Raw genomic sequence first — 23,617 nt, 5'->3', positions numbered from 1 at the left:
TATTACAAGTAATTGGAAAAGAGAAGAGGAAAATTAAACTTTTTGTAAAAAGTAAAAACTGGTTCAGCCAAAGGGCTAAACCAGTTAAAGAATTCCTTATTTATTTAGCAGATTTCACATTCACCGACGGCGGAGGCAAAATCATGTTAGAACGTCTGTTATTTGTTGCAATTATATAAACAGCTGCAACTGCTATGGCAACTGCTATGAAGGAACCGATATTGAATATCCCTTTTTGTTGATACCAGACAATCGAGTAACCTACAGATCCTGCCAGCAAAGCATAGTAGAAGAATGGGAACAAAGTTTTACGGATGACAGCACCTTCTTTTCCGACAAGTCCCACAACAGCTGATGCAGCAACGACGTTATGCACACAAATCATGTTCCCAGCTGCGCCTCCGACTGCCTGAAGGGCTACAATCCAAGTTGCATCCACCCCGATTTGTGAGCCGACGTCATATTGGAATAATGCAAACATCATATTACTAACCGTATTACTTCCGGCAATAAAGGCTCCAAGGCCCCCTATGAAGGTGGCAAAGAACGGCCAGAATTCACCCGCAAGAGCTGCGGCACCATTCGCAAGCTCGATCGGCATCTGATCATAGCCTGCTCCTCCTCCGCCAGTGTTGATAAATACCTGTACCATCGGAACCGTGAAAATTAAGGCAGTTGAAGCAGCTATGGTTGTTTTTCCAGAATCCGCCCAGGCTTTTTTGTAGGAACTGGAATTCATTCCATGGATAAAGTAAGTGATAACTGAAACCAGTATAAAAATCGTACCTGGCAAATACAGCGGCTGGAAGCTTGAAGTGATGCCCGAATCAAAAATATTTTCAAATTTGACCGTCCATGCCTGGAGCCACTCTAAAAATGGAAGCGATTTCAGTCTGGACAATACTAAAAACAAGCCGACTAAAACATAAGGAGTCCAAGCACGCATCATGCTCATGCTACCGCTCTTGTGAGCAACAGCTTTGATTTCAAGCTTGCCTGTCCATTCAGGATCCCACTTGGATTTCTCTTCAAAATCCCAAACCTGATCTTTAGTAGGCATAAGAAAGCCTTTTTTAGCAGCAAGCACAACAATGGTTAAACCAACTAATCCCCCAATCATGGATGGGAATTCAGGTCCAAGGACATTTGCTACAATTACATAAGGAATCGTCATAGCAAAAGCCGCAAAAAGTGCGAACTTCCAGATCTTTATCCCCTCTGTAAATGATTTGTTTTTGCCGAAAAATCTTGTCATTAGTGCTACAACAAATAAAGGAATTAATGTTCCCGCAATCATGTGGAGGATAGCTACTTGTCCGGCGATTTGAGTTACTAATCCAAGCAGGTTATCTGTCAGACTGGCATTGCCCGATAACCCGGTCTGAACGCCCACAAGCATCGGCGTTCCAACAGCACCAAATGACACCGGTGTACTTTGAATAACCATTCCGGCAAGAACTGCGGCCATCGCGGGAAAGCCAAGGCCGACTAACAGCGGAACTGCTACAGCGGCTGGAGTACCAAACCCTGATGCACCTTCAATGAAAGAACCAAACAGCCAGGCTATGATAATTACTTGTATTCGGCGGTCAGGCGATATATCCGTAAATCCCTGACGGATAGTTTTTAATCCCCCGCTTTCCTGAAGGGTATTCAGAAGCAGAATAGCGCCGAAAATAATATAAAGAAGTGTTCCGGCAACAACCAGGCCATTGATGGATGCAGCGGCAACTTTGGCCCCTGAAACTTTCCATACCAATAGAGCAAGAATTACTGCTACAAGGTACGAAATTGGCATCGCCTTACTTGCCGGCCATCTCAACCCGACAAGAAATACTGCAACTGCAATAATTGGCAATAAAGATAATAAAGCTAACATTCCAGTACTCAAATTACTTCCCCCTTGTTTTGTAATAACGAACAATGATTACATTATGTTGCGGACAGCGAAACATGTTATATAACTATAATGGTTTTGTTATACAACATGTTGATAGGCTTATTTACATTATACAAACATTATTCGTAATTTCAATAATATTTTGAAAATTAAATCTATGTATTTACACAAAAAAATTTGTATGTATATACAAAAAAATTAGCCCAATATATCTTTTTATCAAGATATATCGAGCTATTTACTAATTGATTCAGCTAAAATGGCCCAGGCGTGTGGAAATATCTTTTCCTGTCTTTACCATTATGGATTTTAATGCATCAAGCCTTTCATCTGTCATCCTCATGGTTGGTCCTGAAATACTGACTGCTGCAATAACCTTGCCAAGGTGGTCAAAAATAGGAACGGCAACACACGTAATCCCGTATTCATTTTCTTCCAGATCCAGGGCATATCCTTTTTGTCTAACCTGCCCCAATTCTTTCATGAATTCGTCTTTATCCGTTATGGTTTTATCTGTATGGACCGGCATCCCTTTCCTTTCAAGAATATCAAAAACAATGCTTGAGGGCAGATGAGCAAGAATGGCTTTGCCTACTGATGTGCAATGCATGGGAGCGCGTTTCCCGACTTTCGAATGCATCCTTAATGTCTCATTGCCCTCAAGCTTCTCGATGTACACAACCTCTCCCTGATCATAAACGACTAAATGAATGACTTCATTTGTTTCATTTTCAAGCTCCTGCAGAAAAGGCCTTGCTTCTGCACGTAAATCAATTGATTCAAGCAGCTTTGAACTGATCTCAAGGAACTTATACCCTAATTTGTACTTGCCGGTTTCGTTGTCCTGCTCTATATATCCGTACTGAACAAGGGTAGATAGAATACGATAAACAGAGCTTTTGTTGATGTCTATCTGATTGGCAATTTCCGTAACGCCCAGACCGTTTTTTTTCAGGCTGATCAATGTAATTATATCCAGCGCCCTGCTGACGGACTTGACCATATTTTCTCTTTCCAAAACACTCACCTCAGGTGCAAATAACATAATTCAATCTACTTGAATTATACCGTTTTTGCGCTTTCACGTGCCACTGCAAATGTATTGCGCAGTGTTCCAATCTCTTTGATCTCACATTCGATAACATCACCAGACCTGACCATCTCAGCTCCAACAGGACTTCCTGTAAGGATTACGTCACCCGGCTTCAATGTCATGACATTAGAAAGGTATGAAATCATTTTACGCAGTGGAATAATCATGAGTTCTGTGCTGCTGTTTTGCTTTTCTGTGCCGTTTAATTTTGCTTCAACCTTTACCTCAAATGGATCCAGTTCAGTTTCGATTACGGGACCCAGCGGGGTAAAACTGTCAAAGGATTTGCCAATTGTCCAATGTCCATCATTATGAAAAAATTGCGGAGCAGTTACATCATTCCCTACTGTGTAGCCGAAAACATAATCAAGTACATCTGACTCTGCTACATTTTTGGCTTCTTTGCCAATGACTACAGCCAGTTCTGATTCAAATTTGACCTCTTCAATGCCTTCAGGGATGATAATATTTTCCTCAGGCCCGATAACAGAAGATACAGGCTTGAAGAAGAATACAGGAATATCGGGAAGTGTCTCAGGCAGATCCGATTTCACGGACACATAGTTGGCCCCAATTCCGATGATTTGATTAGGGACCAGGGGTGCAAGCAGTTTAGCTTCATTCTGTGAAAAGCTCTGGCCTGTATACTCCCAATCTCCGAAAATAGTACCTTTAATTTCTTTTAAAATACCCTCTTCCAATACTCCTTCATGCACTGCCCCATTTACTTCAAACCTTGTAAATTTCATTTGCTCTTCCTCTCCCCTCAATTACTTTAAGTGTGTAGATTTTAGAAAAACAGGGCACCTTCATGCCCTGTTCTGAAAATATTACTGTTTAACAGCATATTTGGACTTCGCCTCGAGACGGCGGCGGTGCAGGATTGGTTCTGTATAGCCGTTTGGCTGATCATAGCCTTCAAAAACAAGGTCACAGGCTGCCTGGAATGCAACCGATTGATCGAAATCAGCGGCCATTGGGCGGTATGCGATATCTCCACTATTTTGTTCATCTACTACCTTAGCCATTTTCTTAAGTGTCTCAAGCACCTGCTCCTTCGTACAGATGCCATGGTGTAGCCAATTGGCAACATGCTGGCTGGAAATCCTTAATGTAGCACGGTCCTCCATCAAACCAATATTATTGATATCTGGAACTTTGGAACAGCCAATTCCCTGCTCAACCCAGCGGACCACATATCCGAGAATACCCTGTGCATTATTTTCCAGTTCTTCCTGAATTTCTTCTTGAGTCCATTGCGGGTTTTCTGCAACAGGAATTTGCAGGATATCATCACGAAGATCCGAAATTTCTTCCAGCAGCTGATTTTGCACCTTTTGCACTTCAACCTGATGGTAGTGCAGTGCATGCAGGGTGGCAGCAGTTGGAGAAGGAACCCAGGCAGTATTGGCACCCGCGTTCAGATGGCCGATCTTCTGCTCCATCATATCTGCCATCATATCAGGCATTGCCCACATACCTTTTCCAATTTGTGCACGGCCCTGGAAGCCAGTTTCAAGGCCTGTATTGACATTGGATTTTTCATAGCCTTTTAGCCAGGCTGTTGCTTTCATATCATTCTTCCGGATCATCGGGCCAGCTTCCATAGAAGTGTGCATCTCATCCCCGGTCCGGTCAAGGAATCCGGTATTTATGAAAACAATGCGCTCCTTTACTTCACGGATGCAGGTTGCAAGATTCAAGGATGTACGGCGCTCCTCATCCATTACACCAATTTTCAGTGTGTTCCGCTTTAGTCCAAGGAGATCTTCCGTCCGGTCAAATAACTCGTTTGCAAAAGCAACCTCTTTGGAACCGTGCATTTTTGGCTTAACGATATAGATGGATCCTTCAGATGAGTTTTGGTACGGGCCGTTTTTCAGTAATGTATGCTTGCCGATCAGGGAGGTAATTACTGTATCAAGAATTCCTTCCTGCACTTCATTTCCTTCAGCATCCAAAATGGCGTTAATTGACATTAAGTGACCGACATTCCTGACAAACATCAGCGAGCGTCCCGGTAAAGAGAAATCCTTGCCTTCAGGAGACACATATGAGCGGTCAGGATTTAATGTCCGTGTCACTGGTTTGGCACCTTTTTTGAAGGTTGCGGAAAGATCACCTTTCATTAAACCGAGCCAGTTGCGGTATACAAGGACCTTGTCTTCAGCATCAACTGCTGTTACTGAATCCTCACAGTCCATAATTGTGGTAATAGCAGCTTCAAGTAAAATATCCTTAACCCCGGCAGCATCCGTTTTTCCAATTGGGTGGTTTCTATCAAACTGAATTTCAAAATAAAGGCCATTATTCTTTAAGAGTACCGCAGAAGGCTGATTCGGATCTCCTTGGTATCCGGCAAATTTTGCTTCTTCTTTAAGATTTGCAGTTTCACCATTGCTCAGAACAACTGCAAGCTGACCCTTCTCCACTTTGTACTGCACAGCTTCTTTATGAGAACCGATTGAAAGAGGAACGGTTTGATCAAGAAACTCCCTTGCAAATGCTATAACCTTTTCTCCCCTTACAGGATTATATCCGCCTTCCCTATTTGCCCCATTTTCTTCACTGATTGCATCGGTTCCATATAATGCATCATACAAGCTTCCCCATCGGGCATTTGCTGCATTGATCGCATATCTACCGTTATTAACTGGAACGACCAATTGCGGTCCGGCCTTCACTGCTACTTCTGCATCCACGTTTTCTGTAGTAATTTTAAAATCCTCGGTCTTTGGTTCAAGATAGCCAATTTCTTCTAGAAACGACTTATAGCTATTAAAATCAAACTTCTGGTTTTCCCTGTGCCATGTATTCAGCTGATGTTGAATTTCGTCACGCTTGGCAAGCAATGCTTTATTTTTTGGGGTCAGATCATTTATAAGCGCTTCCAAACCTGACCAAAATTGTTCCTGATCCACTCCGCTTCCCGGCAGAGCCTCCGAATTAATAAATTCATACAGCTCACTTGCAACCTGCAGGCTTCCTGTCTTCACATAGTTTTCCATTTATTCATTTTCCTCCTTTGATTGCTTCTTTTGATTTCAAGTGTTTCTTATTACAAAACACCGTTTCATACTTTCTCTTAAAAAAATAATAGCATGTTTTCAAAAGTAATTTCAATAATTTTCACACAATTTTAGGCTTATCTTGTTTCAAGAGCCAGCCTTTCACCAGAAAAGGCTGGCTCTTTTTTATGAAATTGCCTGGGCTTTCATCTCTTTTTTAACTTCCGCACATCTGCCCGGCGATGGGAACAGCTTGCCTGCATTCAAAAGATTATGTGGATTAAAGACTTCCCGAACATCAGTCTGGGCAGCAATTTCCTCTTCCGTGAAAACAAATCGCATTTCTTCCCGCTTTTCAATACCGACACCATGTTCTCCAGTAATGGTCCCTCCAACATCCGCGCATACCTTCAGACATTGGCTTCCTGCTTCAAGCGCTTTCTCTGATTCTCCTGGTATCCGTGCATCGAAAAGTACAAGGGGATGAAGATTTCCATCTCCTGCATGAAAAATATTCGCAATCCTCAATCCCGATTCACTGCTGATCTGGTTGATTCTGCTTAAAACCTCAGGAAGTCTGCTTCGCGGAATAACCCCATCCTGAACAAGATAATCTGGAGAGATGGCTCCCATGGCACCAAAGCCTGTCTTCCGGTTCGCCCACCATCTGGCTCTTTCCTCTTCACTTCCGGCCGCCCGGACTTCGCGTACATTTCTCTTTCGGCATACCTCGAGAATCTGGTCTATTTGTTCCTGAATTCCTGCAGCAATTCCATCCACCTCAATCAGAAGAACTGCCTCGATATCTTTTGGATGGCCTACTGGGAAAGCTGCAGCTTCCACCCCTTCAATAGCTGTTTTATCCATCATTTCAAGGGCTGCCGGCACAATGCCTGCAGATATAATGTCTGATACTGCCTGGCTTCCATCTTCAACCCGATCAAAGTAGGCAAGAACAGTCTGTTTTCCTTCAGGATTTTTTAGAACCCTGACTGTTATCTTTGTGACTATGCCAAGCGTTCCTTCAGAGCCAGTTATCAGACCAAGCAAATCATATCCCGGAGCATCCGGAATACCGTCTTTGCCAATTTCCACTATTTCTCCATTAGGCATAACCACTTCAAGTCCAAGAATGTGGTTTGTCGTAACACCGTATTTCAGACAATGAGCACCGCCGGCATTTTCTGCTACATTGCCCCCAATTGTACAGCAATATTGACTGGATGGATCTGGAGCGTAATAATATCCTTTATCAGATATGGAATTGGTGAGTTTCAGATTGACAAATCCAGGCTCTACAACAGCACGGCGATTTTCCAGATCTACACTGATAAGCTTTTTCATCCTGACCATACTGATAATGATTTCTCCATTAAGCGGTATGGCTCCCCCGCTGAGCCCTGTTCCTGCTCCCCTTGCCAGGAAGGGAAGTTCGTTTTTAGAGCAATATTTAACAATCTCCGCCACTTCTTGTGTGTTTTTAGGAAAAACGACGGCCTTCGGCAAATGTTTATGAATCGTAAATCCGTCACAGTCATAGGCAACAAGATCTTCTTTCAGATAAAGAATGGAACGGGCACCGCCAACGATATGAGCCAAATTTAAGATGTGTTTGTCCTGTGATTTAACCCGGTCTTTTGCTTTCACTCTTCTCCCTCCCTCATACCGTCTTCCTTCTGATATGCCCAGTCCAGAAGCTGGACAGTATGGACAATTTTCTGGTTTCTGCCGTATTTTTGAACTCCCATTGCCATCTGCAGCATACAGCCGGGATTCCCCATCGAGATCATTTCCACATCATCGGGAACATTCTCCATTTTGCTCTCAAGGACTGCATTAGCCATTTCCGGATTGGTAATATTATAGATTCCTGCACTTCCGCAGCAGCGGTCTGAATTGGGCATGTGAACCATATCTACACCGGGAATATCAAGAAGAATATCGCGCGGCTGCTGACGAATCCCCTGTCCATGCGCTAAATGGCAGGCATCATGGTACGTAATTCTGGTGTTCATCTCAGCCTTTGGCTTTTCATAGCCTGTTTCATGAAGAAATTTTGAAATATCCTCTACCTTTTCAGAAAACTCTTCCGCTTTTGCATGCATTTCCGGATCTTCCTTAAATAATTCTGCGTATTCCTTCATCATGCACCCGCAGCCGGCAGCATTAACAATCACTTTATCAAAGTCCTTAAATGCCTCCATATTCTGCTTTGCCAGCTTTCTGCCCATATCGCGGTCTCCCGCATGAACATGCAAGGCACCGCAGCACGTCTGGTTTTGGGGAATGACAACATCACTGCCATTCCTGGTCAGTACATTGATAGTGGATTCATTAATATCACTGAACATGACATCCATTACACAGCCGGTCAGCATGGCAACTTCCTGCTTTGTCTCTCCTATTGCTTTTATTACTTTTACGTCTTTATATTTCTTTTTAACAGGTTCTTTCACTTCAGGCATGATGGCTTCCATATCTGCTAAATGCTGCGGCATGACATTGATTAATTTAGTTTTTCGGACGGCTTTTTGCATTCCGCTTTTTTGATAGAATCTTAGAAGACTGCCGAGCGTATTTAAGCGATTCTGGTGCGGGAAAAGATCGTGAAGAAAAAACTTGCTGATGGCTCCTTTTACACCTGTCAAAGGCATTGCCTGACGGATTTGTCCCCGTGCTTCCTCTATCAGGCCACCAACATCAACATCTGCAGGGCATGCAGTTGTACAGGCACGGCAATCCAGACATTGAAAAACCGGGTCCATAAATTGCTCATTTACTTGAAGCTTACCCTCCGCCACCGATTTGATTAAGTGAACCCTGCCCCTTGGAGAATGCTGCTCCTGGCCAGTTTGTTCATATGTCGGGCATGACTCCAGACACATGCCGCAATGGACACAGTCAGCCCATTTTTTTTCATCTGGCGGATCACTCCATAGATAGTTCCCCAATCCTGACGTACATGGCGGTTCTTGCTTTAAATCCAGTTCCCGCAAACTCATTTATATCCCTCCTATGAATCTATTTGGGCTTAAGGTTTTATTTGGGTCAACCTTTGCTTTTATCCCCTGAAGCAAAAAGAAATAAGAAGGTTTATTGCCCCATACATCAAATTTTTTTCGGAGCTCGAATGGCAGATGCGTAACAACCGCATAGCCGCCGGTTTTTTCAGCAATATCCCTTACATGTGCAGTCGCATTTGCTACATCAGACTCTGCACCTCTAATGGTCACTTGGCTCAATCCATGGCCAAGACCTCCATGCGACTCGATTTTTACATTAAAACGGTCCTGGAGCAGTTCCGTATCCTTTAATACGCTCACCGCTTCAAGATTAATAGTTCCAATTTTAATGGAGCCTTCTGTTTGGATTGGCAATTCCCGATCTAACCCATTGGGGGTGTGCGTGTAAAATCGGTCCCAGAACAAATCCGCTTTATCCTTTGGATATATTAACAATTCCGCATCACCAGGCATCATATTTCTAACGAATTCTTCCTGATAGCGTACAGAGCTTTCCACATCTTCAAGACTCATTGCTATAGTGTAAGTGTTTATTCCGGCAAGCTTATCAGAAAGTGCCGGATTCAGCAGTTCAAGTGAGACAGGTTCAATCATAGAATCCAAAACCTTCACTCCAAATGCTTTAATTTTCTCCAGATTTCCTTTTGGAAACGAAACAAGAACCAGGCTCTCGCATTTAGGTACAGGGCGAAGCTTTAAGGTGATTTCAGAAATGACACCAAGTGTGCCCATCGCCCCAATGAATAGTTTATTCATATCATAGCCCGCCACATTTTTTACGACTCTTCCACCTGACCGTATTACTTTTCCATCCGGGTATACTGTCCGTAAACCAATGACTGCATCACGGGCTGAACCGTAGCCCAATCTTTTGGGTCCGCTTTCATTTGCAGCAATGATCCCGCCAATTGTGGCATTTTCAGGCCAATATGGATCGAGGGATATTTTTTGATTATGCTGTGCCAGATAATCCTGTAGGTCTTTAAAGCGACTTCCCGCTTTTACTGTTAAGGTCATATCACCGGGCGTATGCTCCACAATCCCTGTATACTTATCAAGCGATAGAAGAATATCTGCTTTTTCGGTTAAGCCCCCAAATCCCCGTTTTGTGCCGCCGCCCATAATGTTGATGGTTAAATCATTCGAATTGGCATACTTTAAGACAGCTGCAATTTCCTCTTCTGTTTCCGGAAAAACAGCCATATTTCCAGAATTGCCAAACGGGCTTGAATCCTTACTTTGAACTATCTGATCTTCTCTTAAATAAGTTTTTAATGCACTTAAAGATTCTGCTGTAATCAACCTATCCACCGCCTCTTGTTTCGTAATAACAAACAACGTTTCTGTTATTATTCAAAAAAACATCATTGCTCCTGAAGGATACTCATCTGCAAAAGCTTTTCGACCAATTCCAAATGGTCAACCATGTTTTTATATGCCTGATTGGATTGCTTATTTTTGATAGACAAATAGATTCCCAAATGCTGTTCCTCAATTTTCCTCGCAATGTCAGGCCGTGTTTCAAGGTAATGATGAAAATCAATCATGGACTTTTTCAATGTTTCAGAAATGAACTGTACAAATTGGATAAGGATATCATTACCTGCTGCACGGGCGATCGCCATATGAAACTGGTAATCCTCCTCCCATCCATGGATGGCTGCATCTGAAATCAGCTCCTTCATCAGTGCCAAATCCTCTTCCGACCGATTGGCAGCTGCCATTTCAGCAAGACCTGTCTCCACCATTTTTCTTGCTTGGAACAACTCCTGGATGTCTTTTATATCCGGATGCAAATGCAGATTGTTAAACAGCTTTGAGGAATCAAATCTGGTTATATAAGTGCCTTCCCCCTGCTTAACCTGCACAATCCCTTTGCCCTGTAAAGAGGTTAAGGCGTCTCTGACAGCTGACCGTCCGACACCAAATAATTCACACAGCTCTCTTACTGAAGGGAGCTTATCTCCAGGGCTAAAGGATCCATTTACAATCATATCTTCAATTTGCTCTGCAGCAATTTCCGAGATTTTGCGTGTTGAGATTTTTTTAACATTCATACTCACGCCCCCTTCCTTTGCAGACATCACATATCTGATAAGTTATTTGTTATTTACTATTTAAGCATGCTTAATTGTAATAATCAATAAAATATTTTGAATTTATTAAAAATTAAGTTGTTTTGTAAGGGTGGGGGTGAAATGGAGAGCTTGTGAGGAGCTGGAAATATTGTAGATTGTTTTCGTGCCAGGGTTTACTTCAAACGCAGAAAAAGCAAATTTCTATTTTGTGTCCGAACCTGAGTCTACTTCTGACACTATTCAGCAAATCTCGTATTTTGTGTCCGAACCTGAACCTTCTTCTGACACTAAATCTGTAAATCTCGTCTCTTGTGTCCGAACCTGAGCCTACTTCTGACACTAAATCTGTAAATCTCGTCTCTTGTGTCTAAACCTGAACCCTCTTCTGACACAAATAAACAAACCTCGTATTTTATGTCCGAACCTGAGTCTACTGCGTACTCGAAATAGAAACATAACAAAAAAACCTGACTAACACGTCTTCACATGTCAGTCAGGTTCATTTTACTATTCTATTATACGTACAACACGGCCGTTAAAGTTTGTTTTCCAATAACCGCTTGACATATTTGCAATCGCAACACCAGTAGAGCTTTGGGAACCGATAAATTTTCCCCCGCCAAGGTAGATGCCTACATGGCCGTCTGTCTTATAGGTGTTAAAGAATACAAGATCTCCCGCTCGCATCTCGCTTGCTGAAACCTGGCGTCCGGCAAATTTAAGAGAATCTGTGCTGGCTCCTACACTAATTCCAGCTTGGGAGAATGCCCAATGCACAAAACCTGAGCAATCGAATCTTCCATTAGCGACATCATAAGCATTTCTGCCGCCGCCAAAAACATAAACGGAATTTCCTATATATTTATTGCCTGCAGTTGTTACGATGCTAATAGCGTTTCCGCCATTGACGCTTGGCTTTGGAGCAGAGGAACCTGAGCCTTTTGATTTCTGGGCAGCAGGTTTTTTCTTACTGACAGCAGCTGAGCCTTTTGAAGAAGAGCCTGCTTCTACTGATGTTGAGCCTGATGATGATGAAACTGAAGCAACTTCTTGTACTGGTGCTGTTTGCGCTGCAATGCTTTGTTCAATTTGAGCAATCATAGAAGCATATTTAGCATCTTCACTACTCAGCTTTGCCTTTTTGTCAGCAATCGTATTTTCCTTTTCTTTTAACTGCTGGATTAATGAGCTATTTTGCTTTTTTTGCTCTTCCATCGAAGATTGCATGCCTTTTAATTCGGTCATCTTGCTGTTCAATCCTGCCAGTTCTTCTTCCACTGCAGCTTTCTTTTCCTCAAAAGCTTTTTTATCCGCTTCCTGTTCCTCCAGTAATTGTTTGTCCGCCTGAACAAACGTTGTTACTGCACCAACACGGTCAACGAAATCACTGAAACTGGTAGCTCCAAGCAGAACATCCAGGTATGCAACGGTTACGCCGCTTTCCTGGAAAGATTGTGCACGCTGCTTAAGGATCGCACTTCTCTTTTCAATTCTTTCCTGGATAATCGCCATTTCTGCCTTCAATTGATCAACTTCAGCTTTTGTGCTGGCAATATTCGTTTCCGTTTCAGCTATTAATTTATTATTATCTTCTATTGCTTTTTCGATTTTAGCAATCTTTGCATTTAGCTCTGCAGCTTCTTTAAGGACACTGATTAATTCCTTATCGGCTTCAGCGAGTTTTGCCTGCAGGCTGGAGCGTTCCTGATGGATTTGGCTTTTTTGACTTTCCAATTTATCGATCGATTCCGCATTCACACCAGGAATGGAAAAAGCAATACCAAGCCCAAGAATAATTGTCGTATTTAAAACGAGGAGCCTTTTTTTCAAAGTCATTACCCTGCTTTCTAATATGTAATCGGTATATTAATCTGCCGTATACCAAACTATTTACCTATGTATATCATTTCAGTCTTGTCTCTAGTAAATTTGTCTTTCCATGGAGGATTATACCATCCTTATTTGACAGACTTGTTAGAGTAATATTACAAAAATATTTCAAACGTGACATTAAACCCCTATTTTCGCCATTCTTATGCGACATAATTCCCTATTTTACACAACAAAGAAATCGACTGTGAGTTGTAAGAAGGATACAAAAAAATAAAAAAGACTGGAATCCAGAATATATCTTCCAGATTTCAGCCTTTTTATTCCATAAACTTGCTTTGAATGTCCTGATCGAATACAAATACTGACATTCCAAAATCCCGTTCAATATCAATATCCACAAAAAGATCGATTAGCCTTGCCTGCAAAAAATCTTCCATTTCTGCCGGCCGATTCTTTTTATACATTTCCTTAACCATCTCTGTTCTGGCAGCCCGAAGCATTTGTTTCCCTTCGTCTGCACTGGCTATAAACTTTTCTACAGGAGATAAATTCCCTTCCATTTCACAAATAGCCCAATTTTTGCAGAACGTAGTCCTGACCTTGCTTGGCCCTTTGCCCATATGTTTTTTCCTGAAGGATCTCACTAAGTTACTGAATTCAGCTTCATATTTGTTCATATTCCAGCCCTCATATACTCTTATTTCATGTATACTCTCGTTTATATATACTTTAATAAGTTAATCAATTAATACAATAATTGTCAAACCATTCAATCTTAATTTCTTGTATTACTGATATTATATGCTAATATTTTGTTATTCGAATGGTTCTAGGAGGAAGTATTATGGATATTAGCAGCAGAAAGATTGTCAGATTTGAGAATGATGTCCTGCAGGAAGCAGAAGATTCTATTGTTTATGAACATCCTCTCACAATTCATCTCAACGGAGAAGAGTTCGCCACTATGGTCTGCAGCCCTTCGAACATTCGCGAATTGACAATCGGCTTTTTGGCTTCTGAAGGCTTTATTAGAAGATATGAGGAAATAAAGAGAATTCAAATAGATGAAAACAAGGGATTTGCTTATGTGGAATTACATACTCAAACTAATACGGCAAGCCATGAGTTTCACTCAAAACGATTTATCGGTTCATGTTGCGGAAAAAGCAGGCAATTCTACTTTCATAACGATGCCAGGACAGCCAGAACATCTACATCAAAACTGCCCCTGACTCCTGATCAGTGCATTTCATTTATGCAGCAGCTTCAGAATGGCAGCAAGATTTTTCATGTAACAGGCGGAGTGCATAATGCGGCATTATTTTCAGCAGAGGAAATGATAATCAGCAGAACAGACATTGGCCGGCATAATGCTCTGGATAAAATTCTTGGGTATTGCATTGAGAACAGGATACCTGTAAGGGATAAAGTCATTGCTTTCAGCGGCAGAATCTCATCTGAAGTTCTCCTTAAGGCCGCAAAAATTGGAGTAGGCATCATTCTATCAAAATCAGCACCTACTGATTTAGCCATCAAGCTGGCGGAAGACCTGAATATTACAGCAGTTGGCTTTATTCGAGGTCAATCTTTTAACGTTTATTCTCATCCTGAAAGAATAGTTTTGGAGAAAAACGTTTAAAAGACTATTTACACTAGTACAGGAAAACAAAAGAGGCTGGGACAGAACTAAATTGTCCGTTGTTAAAGCCGAATGATTTCTATTTTAAAAAGTAATAAAAATAAAAAAAACGAACTATTACGAAACTCTAAATCAGAATTTCGAATAATAGTTCGTTTTTTTCTTTGGTCGAAATGCTTTTGTCCCAGCCCCTTATTACTAAAACATGGGATGTGGAGGATCTATCCCCAGAACCGTTTCGCCATCCACGGTTAACCAGATATAATAATGGTCAATTTCAGTTCTCAGGATTTTCTCGATCTTTGCTATTAATCTTTCCTGCAAATCAAATGACAATCTAGCTGTTTCTTCACCTAATTCATATCCCTGTAACCCCATTAAATCAGCTATATACCTAGCTTCTTCATACGATACTTCTACATATTTATCATATTCAGGTAAATATGCAGCCTCTGACGTTTTTGCGTTGAATACAAGTAAGAACATCATACTTAATAGAACAATTGCTGCTTTCTTCATTATTATTCCCCTTTCAAATTTTTACTATTTTTTCTTTTATTTTAATAAATGTATCAACGATCTCTGGATTGTACATGGTACCGCGATTTTGTAAAAGCTCATCTATTGCTTCAGGTACACTTCTGCCTTTCTGATAAACACGATCAGTAGTCATAGCATCAAATGAGTCTACAACGGAAATAATGGCAGCCTCTATTGCAATTTCATCCCCTTTAAGTCCTATGGGATACCCTGTGCCATCAAATCTTTCATGATGCTGCTCGACCACTTTTCCTGCTTCTATTAAACTCGGCAGACCTGTTTCTTGTAATATTTGGCGTCCAAAAGTTGAATGCTGTTTCATTAACTCCCATTCATCTGAGGTTAATTTACCCGGTTTTTGAAGAATCTCTAGTGGCACCTTTATTTTCCCAATATCATGCAAGAATGCAGCAAGATTAAGTTTTAAAATTTGCCGGGAATTTAAATCAAGTGCATCAGCCATGAGCATTGACATTTTAGTAATTCGATTGCAATGCTCACTTGTATATCCATCTTTTTCTTCAATTGATATGACCAAATCTCTTAATTCATTTGTCACTTTGCTATAGTAATGAAATACCGGATTAGAGGTTACATATAAAAATTCAGATCGACCTATTGATTGAAAAATATGATGTTCAGTAACAGGGCATCTTTGGAACGAATCACCAGGTCTTAGCGTTTTTTCCCCATTAGAATCCTTTAATAGCAGTTCACCGGATAGCAAATGAAGATATTCCAGTGTTTCACCGCCATCTAATGGTTCTAGTCCCCATCTTGCATCTGGCTCCAGCCTGTGATAAATAACCTCTGTCCCATCCCCCGAAGCAATCAGGGAGATTTGTAACCCTTTCATGTGGACTGTTTCAATGAAACTCCCTTCATTTATGATGCCCACTCCATTACCCTCTTTCTAATATCTTCTCAAATGATGTATATATTGGGTTCACCTATTTATCTATCCTTATTGCAATTCTAGTACATGGTTTTCCATTTTTCCACAAAATTCTTCTATATTTTTGTTTTATAAGATAATATTGTAAAAACTTGATTCTATATACCTATTATTTACATTAGATAATAAAAAGCCAGTGACCTGAATAGCGATCACTGGCTTGCTTTCATTCTCTTTTGTTTGGAGGTACATTACTTTCGTTATTTTCCATTCTGTGTAGTTTCTGATCTTCTGGAAGCTGTGTGTTTCTTTCCATGGTGCTTATATCTTCTCCCATACCTTTTAAGAAGGTGATCAGGAGGGTAACTGCCCGATTGACTTCCGGATCTTTCAGTGCCCTTACAAGATCAAAGTAGCTTGTTTTTTCGTCGGTTTCTTTATAGTCCGCTACTCTTGCAATACCTGAATTTAATTTTAACAGCAAGGGTTCAAGCTGCTGGACATTTATGGTACCGAGGGTTCCAACCATAAGGAGAAGGTTTTTAATTGTATTTGTTGCTTCTGGCTTATCTAATGCTTTAACAAGAACATTTAAAACTTTATCTCCCTGTCCAAATAATCCATTCAATAATGATAGAACTCCCCGTTCATGCATATGTCCGACCGCTGTCAAAAGCTCAAGTATGGGTTCCTTATTTTCTATGAGGGCAATCTCCACTTCTTCCAGGTCTTTTTTTCGTTTATCCTCGGGTGTCAATTCAAAACGCTTGATGTTATTAATCGCTTTAGCCATGCTGATTCCGCTCCTTTTTCACCAATTCTCCCGGGAAAATATAATCTTTCCTTTCCCATTTCTTTTGGACATTTACACCTATCTGCGGCTGCGGATTACCATAGCGGTGATTAATTCTAGGAAGCGGATTGCTGCCTTCCTCACTCAGAATTTCAAGCTTAACCTTTGTTTCCTTATATGCCGGTGTATCAGTATCCTTGTCGGCATAGCTGCTTGTTAATAAATTTATGGCCGCGTCTCCTCTATCATTCATAGGAAGGTAAACTTCCTTTCCTTTAACCCTGTTGGTTATATGGCATTTAACTTTCACATTGCCATACGGTGAAGTCAGACGAACAAGCGTGCCGTCTTTCAAGCCTCGCTCGTTGGCCAGCTCAGGCGAAACCTCAAGGAACACTTCCGGTGTTTTAGAGCTGATTCCTTTTGACTTATATGTCATATTCCCTTCATGGAAATGCTCCAGGAGACGGCCATTGTTAACATGGATATCATATTCCGCCGGAAATTCAAGAGCAGGAGTCCACTCCACCGGAAAGAGTCTTGCCTTGCCATCCGGGAATGGAAAGCCATCCATATAGAGGAGTGGAGTGTCAGTTCCATCCTCAGCGACAGGCCATTGCAGACTATTGTATCCTTCCAATCTATCATAGGTAACGCCAGCGTATAGAGGCATAAGCTTAGATGCTTCTGCCATTACTTCGCTTGGATGTGTATACGTCCAGCCTGCTCCCAGGCGATTCGCAACTTCAGTAATAATCTGCCAATCCGGCTTTGAATCTCCAAGGGGTTCAAACGCTTGATATAGACGCTGGATTCTTCTTTCTGTGTTCGTGAATGTTCCTTCCTTTTCCAGGCTTGGGCTTGCCGGGAGAACAACATCTGCAAACTCAGCTGTACGGGATAGGAAGATATCCTGAACGACAAAGAAATCAAGCTTTTCAAATGCTGCCTGCACATAATTGATGTTTGAATCCACAAGCCCCATATCTTCGCCCTTCAGATACATCGCTTTCAGATGCCCCTCATGAATTCCTTCCACCATCTCGTGGTTATTCATTCCGGCTTTTTCAGGAAGGTTTACACCCCAGGCATTTTCGAATATCTTTCTCACATCAGGATCTGAAACCTTTTGGTAACCAGGTAAATTATCAGGACTGCTCCCGAAATCTCCTGCCCCCTGTACATTATTATGCCCCCTTAAAGGATATGCCCCCGCACCAGGCTTGGCGTAATTCCCGGTTACCAGCAAGAGATTTGAAATGGCTGTACTTGTATCACTCCCTCCCAGATGCTGAGTGACACCCATCGCCCATAATGCAGAAACACTATTGGCTGCATGAATCATTTCAGCCATTTTGATTAGATTGTCTCTGGATATACCGGTTGTCTCTTCTGCAAAATCCAGCGTATATTTCTCCAGATTTTCTGCAAATTCCTCAAGTCCGTTCACTTTTTCCTGAAGGAACTTCTCATCCGCCCAGCCCTGATCGATAATGTATTTCGTAATCGCAGAAAGCCATACCATATCAGTACCGGCTCTAGGACGCACAAACAAATCCGAACGCTCGGCCATTTCGTGTTCTCTCAAGTCAGCCACGATAACTTTCTGGCCGTTAAGCTTCTGGGATCGTTTCACCCTGGTGGAAAGAACCGGGTGGGATTCTGATGTATTTGACCCGATTATCAGCACTAATTCGGAGTTTTTAATATCTTCTATAGAACCAGCATCACCGCCATATCCAACAGTTCTGAACAAACCTACAGTTGCAGGAGTCTGGCAATATCTTGAACAATTATCTATATTGTTCGTACCTATAACTGCCCTGCCAAGCTTTTGCATTAAATATGATTCTTCATTTGTGCATTTAGATGATGTTATAAAGCTCAATGCATCCGGACCATGCTGTTCTTTAATTTCCGAAAATTTTCGTGCAATCAAGTCCAGAGCTTCCTCCCATTCTGCTTCACGGAAAGAATTTCCGTCCCTAATCAGCGGTTTGGTTAATCGTTCCTCACTATTCACAAAATCCCAGCCGAACTTCCCTTTTACACAGGTAGAAATACCATTGGCAGGTGCTTCTGCCTGTGGCTCCACCTTCAATATCTCCCGGCCTTTTGTCCAAACGTCAAAGCTGCAGCCGACCCCGCAATATGTGCAGACCGTTTTGGTCTTTTTAATGTTCTCTTCCCGCATAGCAGCTTCCATATCCGATATCGCCAGGATGGAACCGTATCCTGTTTCTACATTTTTAGTGATTTCAATCATTGGACGAAGGGTGTTTTTAGCTATGCCAGTCAGGAAGCCAGCTTCCCCTTCCATTCCCTTTTCCATCATGGCATTACACGGACAAACAGTGGAACAGTGTCCGCAGGAAACACAGGAGGACTCGTTAATGGGTACATCATTATCCCAGATAACTCTTGGTCTCTGTCTCTCCCAATCAATTGTTAGAGTTTCAGTAACCTGGACATCCTGACAGGCTTCCACACATCTGCCGCAGAGAATGCACTGATCAGGGTCATATCTGTAAAATGGATGAGATTCATCCTTTTCATATGGCTTGTGATCGAAAGGGATGCTTTGATGATTGATTTTCATCGCTTTAACCGTATTATGTACTTCACATCCCCCGTTGTTATAATCACAAACCGTACAATACAGCTCATGATTAAAGAGGATCTTATCCATAGCAATAGTCTGTGCCTCTTTTACATCAGGTTCCACCGTATCAATTACGTCTCCTTCTTTAATTTTTGTGGAGCATGACCGTACAAGTTCTCCATTCACGGAAACAATACAGGTATCACAGGTTTCTATTGCTCCCAGGCTGGGATGGAAGCAGACCTGAGGGATCTCGATCGAGCTGTCATTTAATAATTGCAAAACGGTTTGATCTTGTTCTGTCTTCATTTCTATACCATTTATCTTTATATTGAGTGATGGCGGCAAATCTATCATCCTTTCAATGTATCAGTTTCTTTGGTTTTCAGTACCCTTGCAGGAAAAAATTAAACGCTTAGTTAATGATATTGGATGAGTTGTCCAGCCATACTTAAAAAAGACAATAATAAAAACAACTGAATGATCAGCTGTTTTCATTTGCGCACAATGATGACAAGTGTCCTCTAAGGATTCCTTTCATTTTACTTTCTGTAAAAAGGTCAGGCTTCATAACACCATGGAGAGCGAGTCCGTCAACCAGGGCATGAAGACGTTCAACCTCTTCTTCAATATTTAAATCAGATTTGGATATACCCATTAACTTCATCCCCTCAATTACCCTTCGGATGCCATCCTTCATTTCCTGGTATACCCTGCTGCTAAGTTCACCAAGATTCGGGTCAACAAGAGCTTTTATATTAAATGCAATCCATACTTCCATTTCCAATCTCCGCTCTTCATCTAATGGAAGCAGCTCCCCAAGCATCAGTATCATATTTTCAAAATGATCATCTGTATACGATGCATTCTGAATTCTTATTTTCACCCTTTCTGATACTAAATTCATGGAATACGCCAATAACTCATTTTGATTCGAAAAATAGTGGCGCAGTGAGCCTGCTGATAAACCAGCTTCTTCTGCTATCTTCCGTACAGAAGCTCCTTCTATACCATTTTTTTGAATCACCCGCCATGCAGCTTGTGCTAATATGTGTTTTTGATTTTCGTGGTCAACTTTTTTAGGCATGTATATATTATAGCACCAATTGTTTTTTTAATACAGATGTGTTATATTATTTTATAGTACAACTGTATTAAATAAAAAAGGGATGTGGAAGAATGATCGGATGGCTGATTATTGCATGCGAGATTGGGTTTTGGATTTTCGTAATTGCAGGTTTATCTGCAAGATATATTTTGAGAAAAAAGACATTAAGCAGTCTGCTTTTACTTTGCACACCTTTGATTGATTTGATTTTATTGGCAGCAACCACCATTGATTTGCACAAAGGGGCCGAGGCAGGCATTTTCCATGGCATTGCGGCAATATATATCGGTGCAACCATTGCGTTCGGAAAATCTATGATTCATTGGGCAGATGAAAGGTTTGCCTATAAGTTTGGGAATGGACCTAGACCGCCAAAGCCTCCAAAATTCGGAAGTGAACATGCAAGAAGAGAAAGAAACGGCTGGTATAGACATCTGCTCGCTTGGAGTATTGGACTGGCATTGTTATTTGCAATGATTTTCTTTATAGGAGATTCAGAGCAAACAAAAAACCTCTGGGGTATTATTAGAACGTGGACCTTTGTTCTGGCTATTGATTTTGTCATCAGCTTCAGCTATACGGTTTGGCCGCGGAAAATTAAACCAGAAAACCACAATAACTCTGTTACTTAAAAAGCTGCCCTTTTAAAGGCAGCTTTTTGTAGCAAATGAATAGATTTGTTCAATTCTGTTTAAAGGATTTTGATTAGGCATTCCAAATATATCTCAGATAAGTGCCTTTCCTTTAAGGATTTTGAAAAGAAGAACACCTTGCATAGCAGATGTCTTTATCTCCTGTTTTTTAGCTTTCTTTTTATAGCCGGTACAACATACTTTCTCACTAAAGTTGCACCTTTCTTTACGATAAGGGCTTTTATTATTCTCTTCACACCCATAAACGAATCCCTCATTTCGGTTTGAACATTATTATACTTAACCTTACCTTTTCATTATTCCCGCTAAACTTCAAATTAAAAAAGGGGCTGGGACAAAAGCATTTCGACCAAAGAAAAAAACGAACTATTATTCGAAATTCTGATTTAGAGTTTCGTAATAGTTCGTTTTTTTTATTTTTATTACTTTTTAAAATAGAAATCATTCGGCTTTAACAACGGACAATTTAGTTCTGTCCCAGCCTCTTTCTGTCAAATTATATTCGCTTATCCTTAAAAGGATTCTTCCATTCCATTAAGGCGCCGTAATTTAGCGACTCTTCATCTTCTAAATAGTTCTCCACAACACAAAGTGGTGTCCGGCCGCACTTCAGCAAAAATGTAATGACTGGATCCTGCTTTTTTCCCTCGATTAATTGCTGAAGATAGTCTTCAGGTGACATATCAGATGCACATTTATGGTAGCCGGGCATCCTGCCTCCGCCGAGCAGCCGGTCAAGCTCTAAGTTAATAACAGTCTGATACATAGACTGCATCAGAATTTTCCCAAGCCCAAGCTTACGGAAACCAGGCCGGACGCTTATATCGACAATATATAATGTATTCCCTTGGGGGTTATGATTACGAATATAACCGCTGTCGGTTATTTCTTCCCATGTATGTCCCGGGTGGGCTGGATCAAAATTAATAATCAGCCCGGTTATGGACCCGGCTAGTGCTCCATCTGCCTCTATGCATAGTGCCCCCTCAGGAAAAAATTCCACATGATTTGCTAATTGCTTCTTACTCCACCATAAATCTGAAGGAAATGGCGGCGGAAAGCATTCCGCCTGAATGTCAATTAACTGATCGAAATCCGCTTTCGTATAATTCCTAATTACAGCCGGCACCGGCTTATCCCCGTCAAACACAAAAAATTCGCTTCGATATGCCATTTGTTAACCTTCGATATTTTCTTTTTCCCAATCTACATACAGATCGGTTCTGCGGTCGCGCCAGGTCGTAACCGAACCGCGCTCACGGACTTCATATAAAAGGCTGAGATCAAGGTCAGCTGTCACAATCATATCATCATTCAGCTCGCCTTCCACCATAATCCCCTTTGGCGGAAATGGGATATCATTTGGGGTAATGACAGCTGCCTGCCCGAAATTGGCCCGCATAAAGTCTACAGTAGGAAGTGAACCAATTGTTCCTGTAACCACAACATACACTTGATTCTCAATCGCCCTTGCATGGCTTGTATAGCGTACACGGTGGAATCCATGACGGTCGTCTGTACAGGAAGGGCAGAAAATAACATCTGCTCCTTTAGCTTTTGCCATACGGACAATTTCTGGAAACTCAATATCATAGCATGTCAGAATGGCTATTCTGCCTTTCTCCGTATCAAATACTCGCAGGCCTTCTCCAGGTGACATATTCCACTCATGGACTTCAGTAGGCGTAATATGCAGTTTAGCCTGCTCTTCAATTCGCCCATCCGGATAAAATAAATGTGCCGCATTATAAAGGCGTCCATCTCTGTTAATAACGTGGGTACCGCCGATTATATGCATATTTGTCTGTTTAGCAAAATTGGAAAATAGTTTTTTATATTGTTCAGTAAAACCAGGCAGTTCGTTAATGGTCAAACTTGTTCCCTGCTCGCTTCCTATCGACAAAAGCTGTGTAGTGAAAAATTCAGGAAATAATACAAACTCAGATCGAAATTCCTGGGCAGTTTTAATATAATGCTCACATTGGCTTGCAAACTCTTCAAATGAACGAATGGTGTGCAAATGGTACTGCACAGCGGATACACGAATTTTCAATGTACTCCCCCTCATCAAAAAAATGTATAGATGAGTAACACTCTATCTTTTAAAGATTATCAATGATTTTTCAGCCTTGCACAATACTTTTTTATCGGATTTCGAAATTTTTTATTTGACAGTATTTTGTTTAATAAAAAAGGCATCTTTTCGGTTTGGTTTGGAGTTTATTATATTGTTGTTTTCCTTATTAATGTTGTCCGTTGATTGCAGCTAGAGGATGCTCAGCGAACCACGGGGCGGGCGGCGATCATCCTCTAGCTGCGTGTCTGTGGGGCCTCACCTGTCACGCAACTCCCGTATGACTTTGTATAAGCTATCTTGAGTACACACCGCACAAGGAAAATGTGAATGCATTCCGGGGATCTCGCACCTTCCACTACAATCAACTCAATAATA

The 23,617-nt window shown here is 41.4% G+C and carries 19 protein-coding genes; 2 read left to right on the top strand and 17 right to left on the bottom strand.

Annotated elements, in window-relative coordinates; genetic code table 11:
- Positions 1–100: 100 nt before the first annotated feature.
- From M3205_RS09215 to M3205_RS09170, 10 genes are all read right to left on the bottom strand, one after another.
- Positions 101–1,891 carry an L-lactate permease gene (locus M3205_RS09215; protein WP_251169621.1) on the bottom strand — a complete coding sequence of 597 codons (1,791 nt, stop codon included), beginning with the start codon at positions 1,889–1,891 and terminating at the stop codon, positions 101–103.
- Between the two features lie 259 nt (positions 1,892–2,150).
- A complete protein-coding gene (locus M3205_RS09210; RefSeq protein WP_251169620.1) occupies positions 2,151–2,918 on the bottom strand; it encodes an IclR family transcriptional regulator in 768 nt (255 codons plus the stop codon).
- Between the two features lie 44 nt (positions 2,919–2,962).
- On the bottom strand, positions 2,963–3,742 hold the full coding sequence (locus M3205_RS09205; protein ID WP_251169619.1) for a fumarylacetoacetate hydrolase family protein: 780 nt from the start codon (positions 3,740–3,742) through the stop codon (positions 2,963–2,965).
- Between the two features lie 81 nt (positions 3,743–3,823).
- Positions 3,824–6,001, bottom strand: coding sequence for a malate synthase G (locus tag M3205_RS09200; RefSeq protein WP_251169618.1), 2,178 nt, complete (start codon positions 5,999–6,001; stop codon positions 3,824–3,826).
- A 186-nt stretch (positions 6,002–6,187) separates the two neighbouring features.
- Positions 6,188–7,648 (bottom strand): FAD-linked oxidase C-terminal domain-containing protein, encoded by a 1,461-nt coding sequence (locus M3205_RS09195; RefSeq protein ID WP_251169617.1) that lies wholly within the window; start codon positions 7,646–7,648, stop codon positions 6,188–6,190.
- Entirely contained in the window at positions 7,645–9,003 is a 1,359-nt protein-coding gene (locus M3205_RS09190; protein ID WP_251169616.1) for a (Fe-S)-binding protein, read from the bottom strand. The genes M3205_RS09195 and M3205_RS09190 overlap by 4 nt, the downstream gene beginning before the upstream one ends.
- Positions 9,004–10,326 carry an FAD-binding oxidoreductase gene (locus M3205_RS09185; RefSeq protein WP_251169615.1) on the bottom strand — a complete coding sequence of 441 codons (1,323 nt, stop codon included), beginning with the start codon at positions 10,324–10,326 and terminating at the stop codon, positions 9,004–9,006.
- Positions 10,327–10,388: 62 nt separating this feature from the next.
- The gene (locus tag M3205_RS09180) at positions 10,389–11,081 is read right to left on the bottom strand and encodes a FadR/GntR family transcriptional regulator (protein ID WP_251169614.1); all 693 of its coding nucleotides are present in this window, start codon (positions 11,079–11,081) and stop codon (positions 10,389–10,391) included.
- A gap of 528 nt (positions 11,082–11,609) precedes the next feature.
- On the bottom strand, positions 11,610–12,938 hold the full coding sequence (locus M3205_RS09175) for a C40 family peptidase (protein ID WP_251169613.1): 1,329 nt from the start codon (positions 12,936–12,938) through the stop codon (positions 11,610–11,612).
- Between the two features lie 314 nt (positions 12,939–13,252).
- Positions 13,253–13,612: a Na-translocating system protein MpsC family protein gene (locus M3205_RS09170; protein WP_035329572.1), complete on the bottom strand. Its 360-nt coding sequence runs from the start codon at positions 13,610–13,612 to the stop codon at positions 13,253–13,255.
- Positions 13,613–13,779: 167 nt separating this feature from the next.
- On the opposite strand from M3205_RS09170, the gene fdhD reads away from it, so the two are divergent.
- Positions 13,780–14,574 (top strand): formate dehydrogenase accessory sulfurtransferase FdhD, encoded by a 795-nt coding sequence (fdhD, locus tag M3205_RS09165; protein WP_251169612.1) that lies wholly within the window; start codon positions 13,780–13,782, stop codon positions 14,572–14,574.
- Between the two features lie 198 nt (positions 14,575–14,772).
- On the opposite strand, the gene M3205_RS09160 is transcribed toward fdhD, so the two are convergent.
- The 5 genes from M3205_RS09160 to M3205_RS09140 form a co-directional block, all read right to left on the bottom strand.
- Positions 14,773–15,093, bottom strand: coding sequence for an 8-amino-7-oxononanoate synthase (locus tag M3205_RS09160; protein WP_251169611.1), 321 nt, complete (start codon positions 15,091–15,093; stop codon positions 14,773–14,775).
- A gap of 13 nt (positions 15,094–15,106) precedes the next feature.
- Positions 15,107–16,012, bottom strand: coding sequence for an HD-GYP domain-containing protein (locus M3205_RS09155; protein WP_251169610.1), 906 nt, complete (start codon positions 16,010–16,012; stop codon positions 15,107–15,109).
- A 223-nt stretch (positions 16,013–16,235) separates the two neighbouring features.
- Complete coding sequence (locus tag M3205_RS09150; RefSeq protein ID WP_251169609.1) at positions 16,236–16,802, bottom strand: helical membrane plugin domain-containing protein; 567 nt, start codon at positions 16,800–16,802, stop codon at positions 16,236–16,238.
- Positions 16,795–19,761: a formate dehydrogenase subunit alpha gene (gene fdhF, locus M3205_RS09145; protein ID WP_251169608.1), complete on the bottom strand. Its 2,967-nt coding sequence runs from the start codon at positions 19,759–19,761 to the stop codon at positions 16,795–16,797. Before fdhF ends, M3205_RS09150 begins: the two co-directional genes overlap by 8 nt.
- Positions 19,762–19,888: 127 nt before the next feature.
- Complete coding sequence (locus M3205_RS09140) at positions 19,889–20,491, bottom strand: TetR/AcrR family transcriptional regulator (protein WP_251169607.1); 603 nt, start codon at positions 20,489–20,491, stop codon at positions 19,889–19,891.
- Between the two features lie 92 nt (positions 20,492–20,583).
- Between M3205_RS09140 and M3205_RS09135 the strand changes: the two genes are divergently transcribed.
- Positions 20,584–21,144, top strand: a complete 561-nt coding sequence (locus M3205_RS09135) for a hypothetical protein (RefSeq protein ID WP_251169606.1) — start codon at positions 20,584–20,586, stop codon at positions 21,142–21,144.
- A gap of 517 nt (positions 21,145–21,661) precedes the next feature.
- Here M3205_RS09135 and M3205_RS09130 read toward each other — a convergent pair.
- On the bottom strand, positions 21,662–22,339 hold the full coding sequence (locus M3205_RS09130) for a GNAT family N-acetyltransferase (RefSeq protein WP_251169605.1): 678 nt from the start codon (positions 22,337–22,339) through the stop codon (positions 21,662–21,664).
- 3 nt (positions 22,340–22,342) lie between these two features.
- Positions 22,343–23,218, bottom strand: coding sequence for a carbon-nitrogen hydrolase family protein (locus M3205_RS09125; protein WP_251169604.1), 876 nt, complete (start codon positions 23,216–23,218; stop codon positions 22,343–22,345).
- Positions 23,219–23,617 lie beyond the last annotated feature (399 nt).

Origin of the sequence: Cytobacillus firmus (genome assembly GCF_023715565.1) — a bacterium.
Classification (GTDB): Bacteria; Bacillota; Bacilli; order Bacillales; family Cytobacillaceae; genus Cytobacillus; species Cytobacillus firmus_C.
Note: the sequence above shows the minus strand (reverse complement) of the source record. Positions and strands in the feature narration are given on the sequence as shown.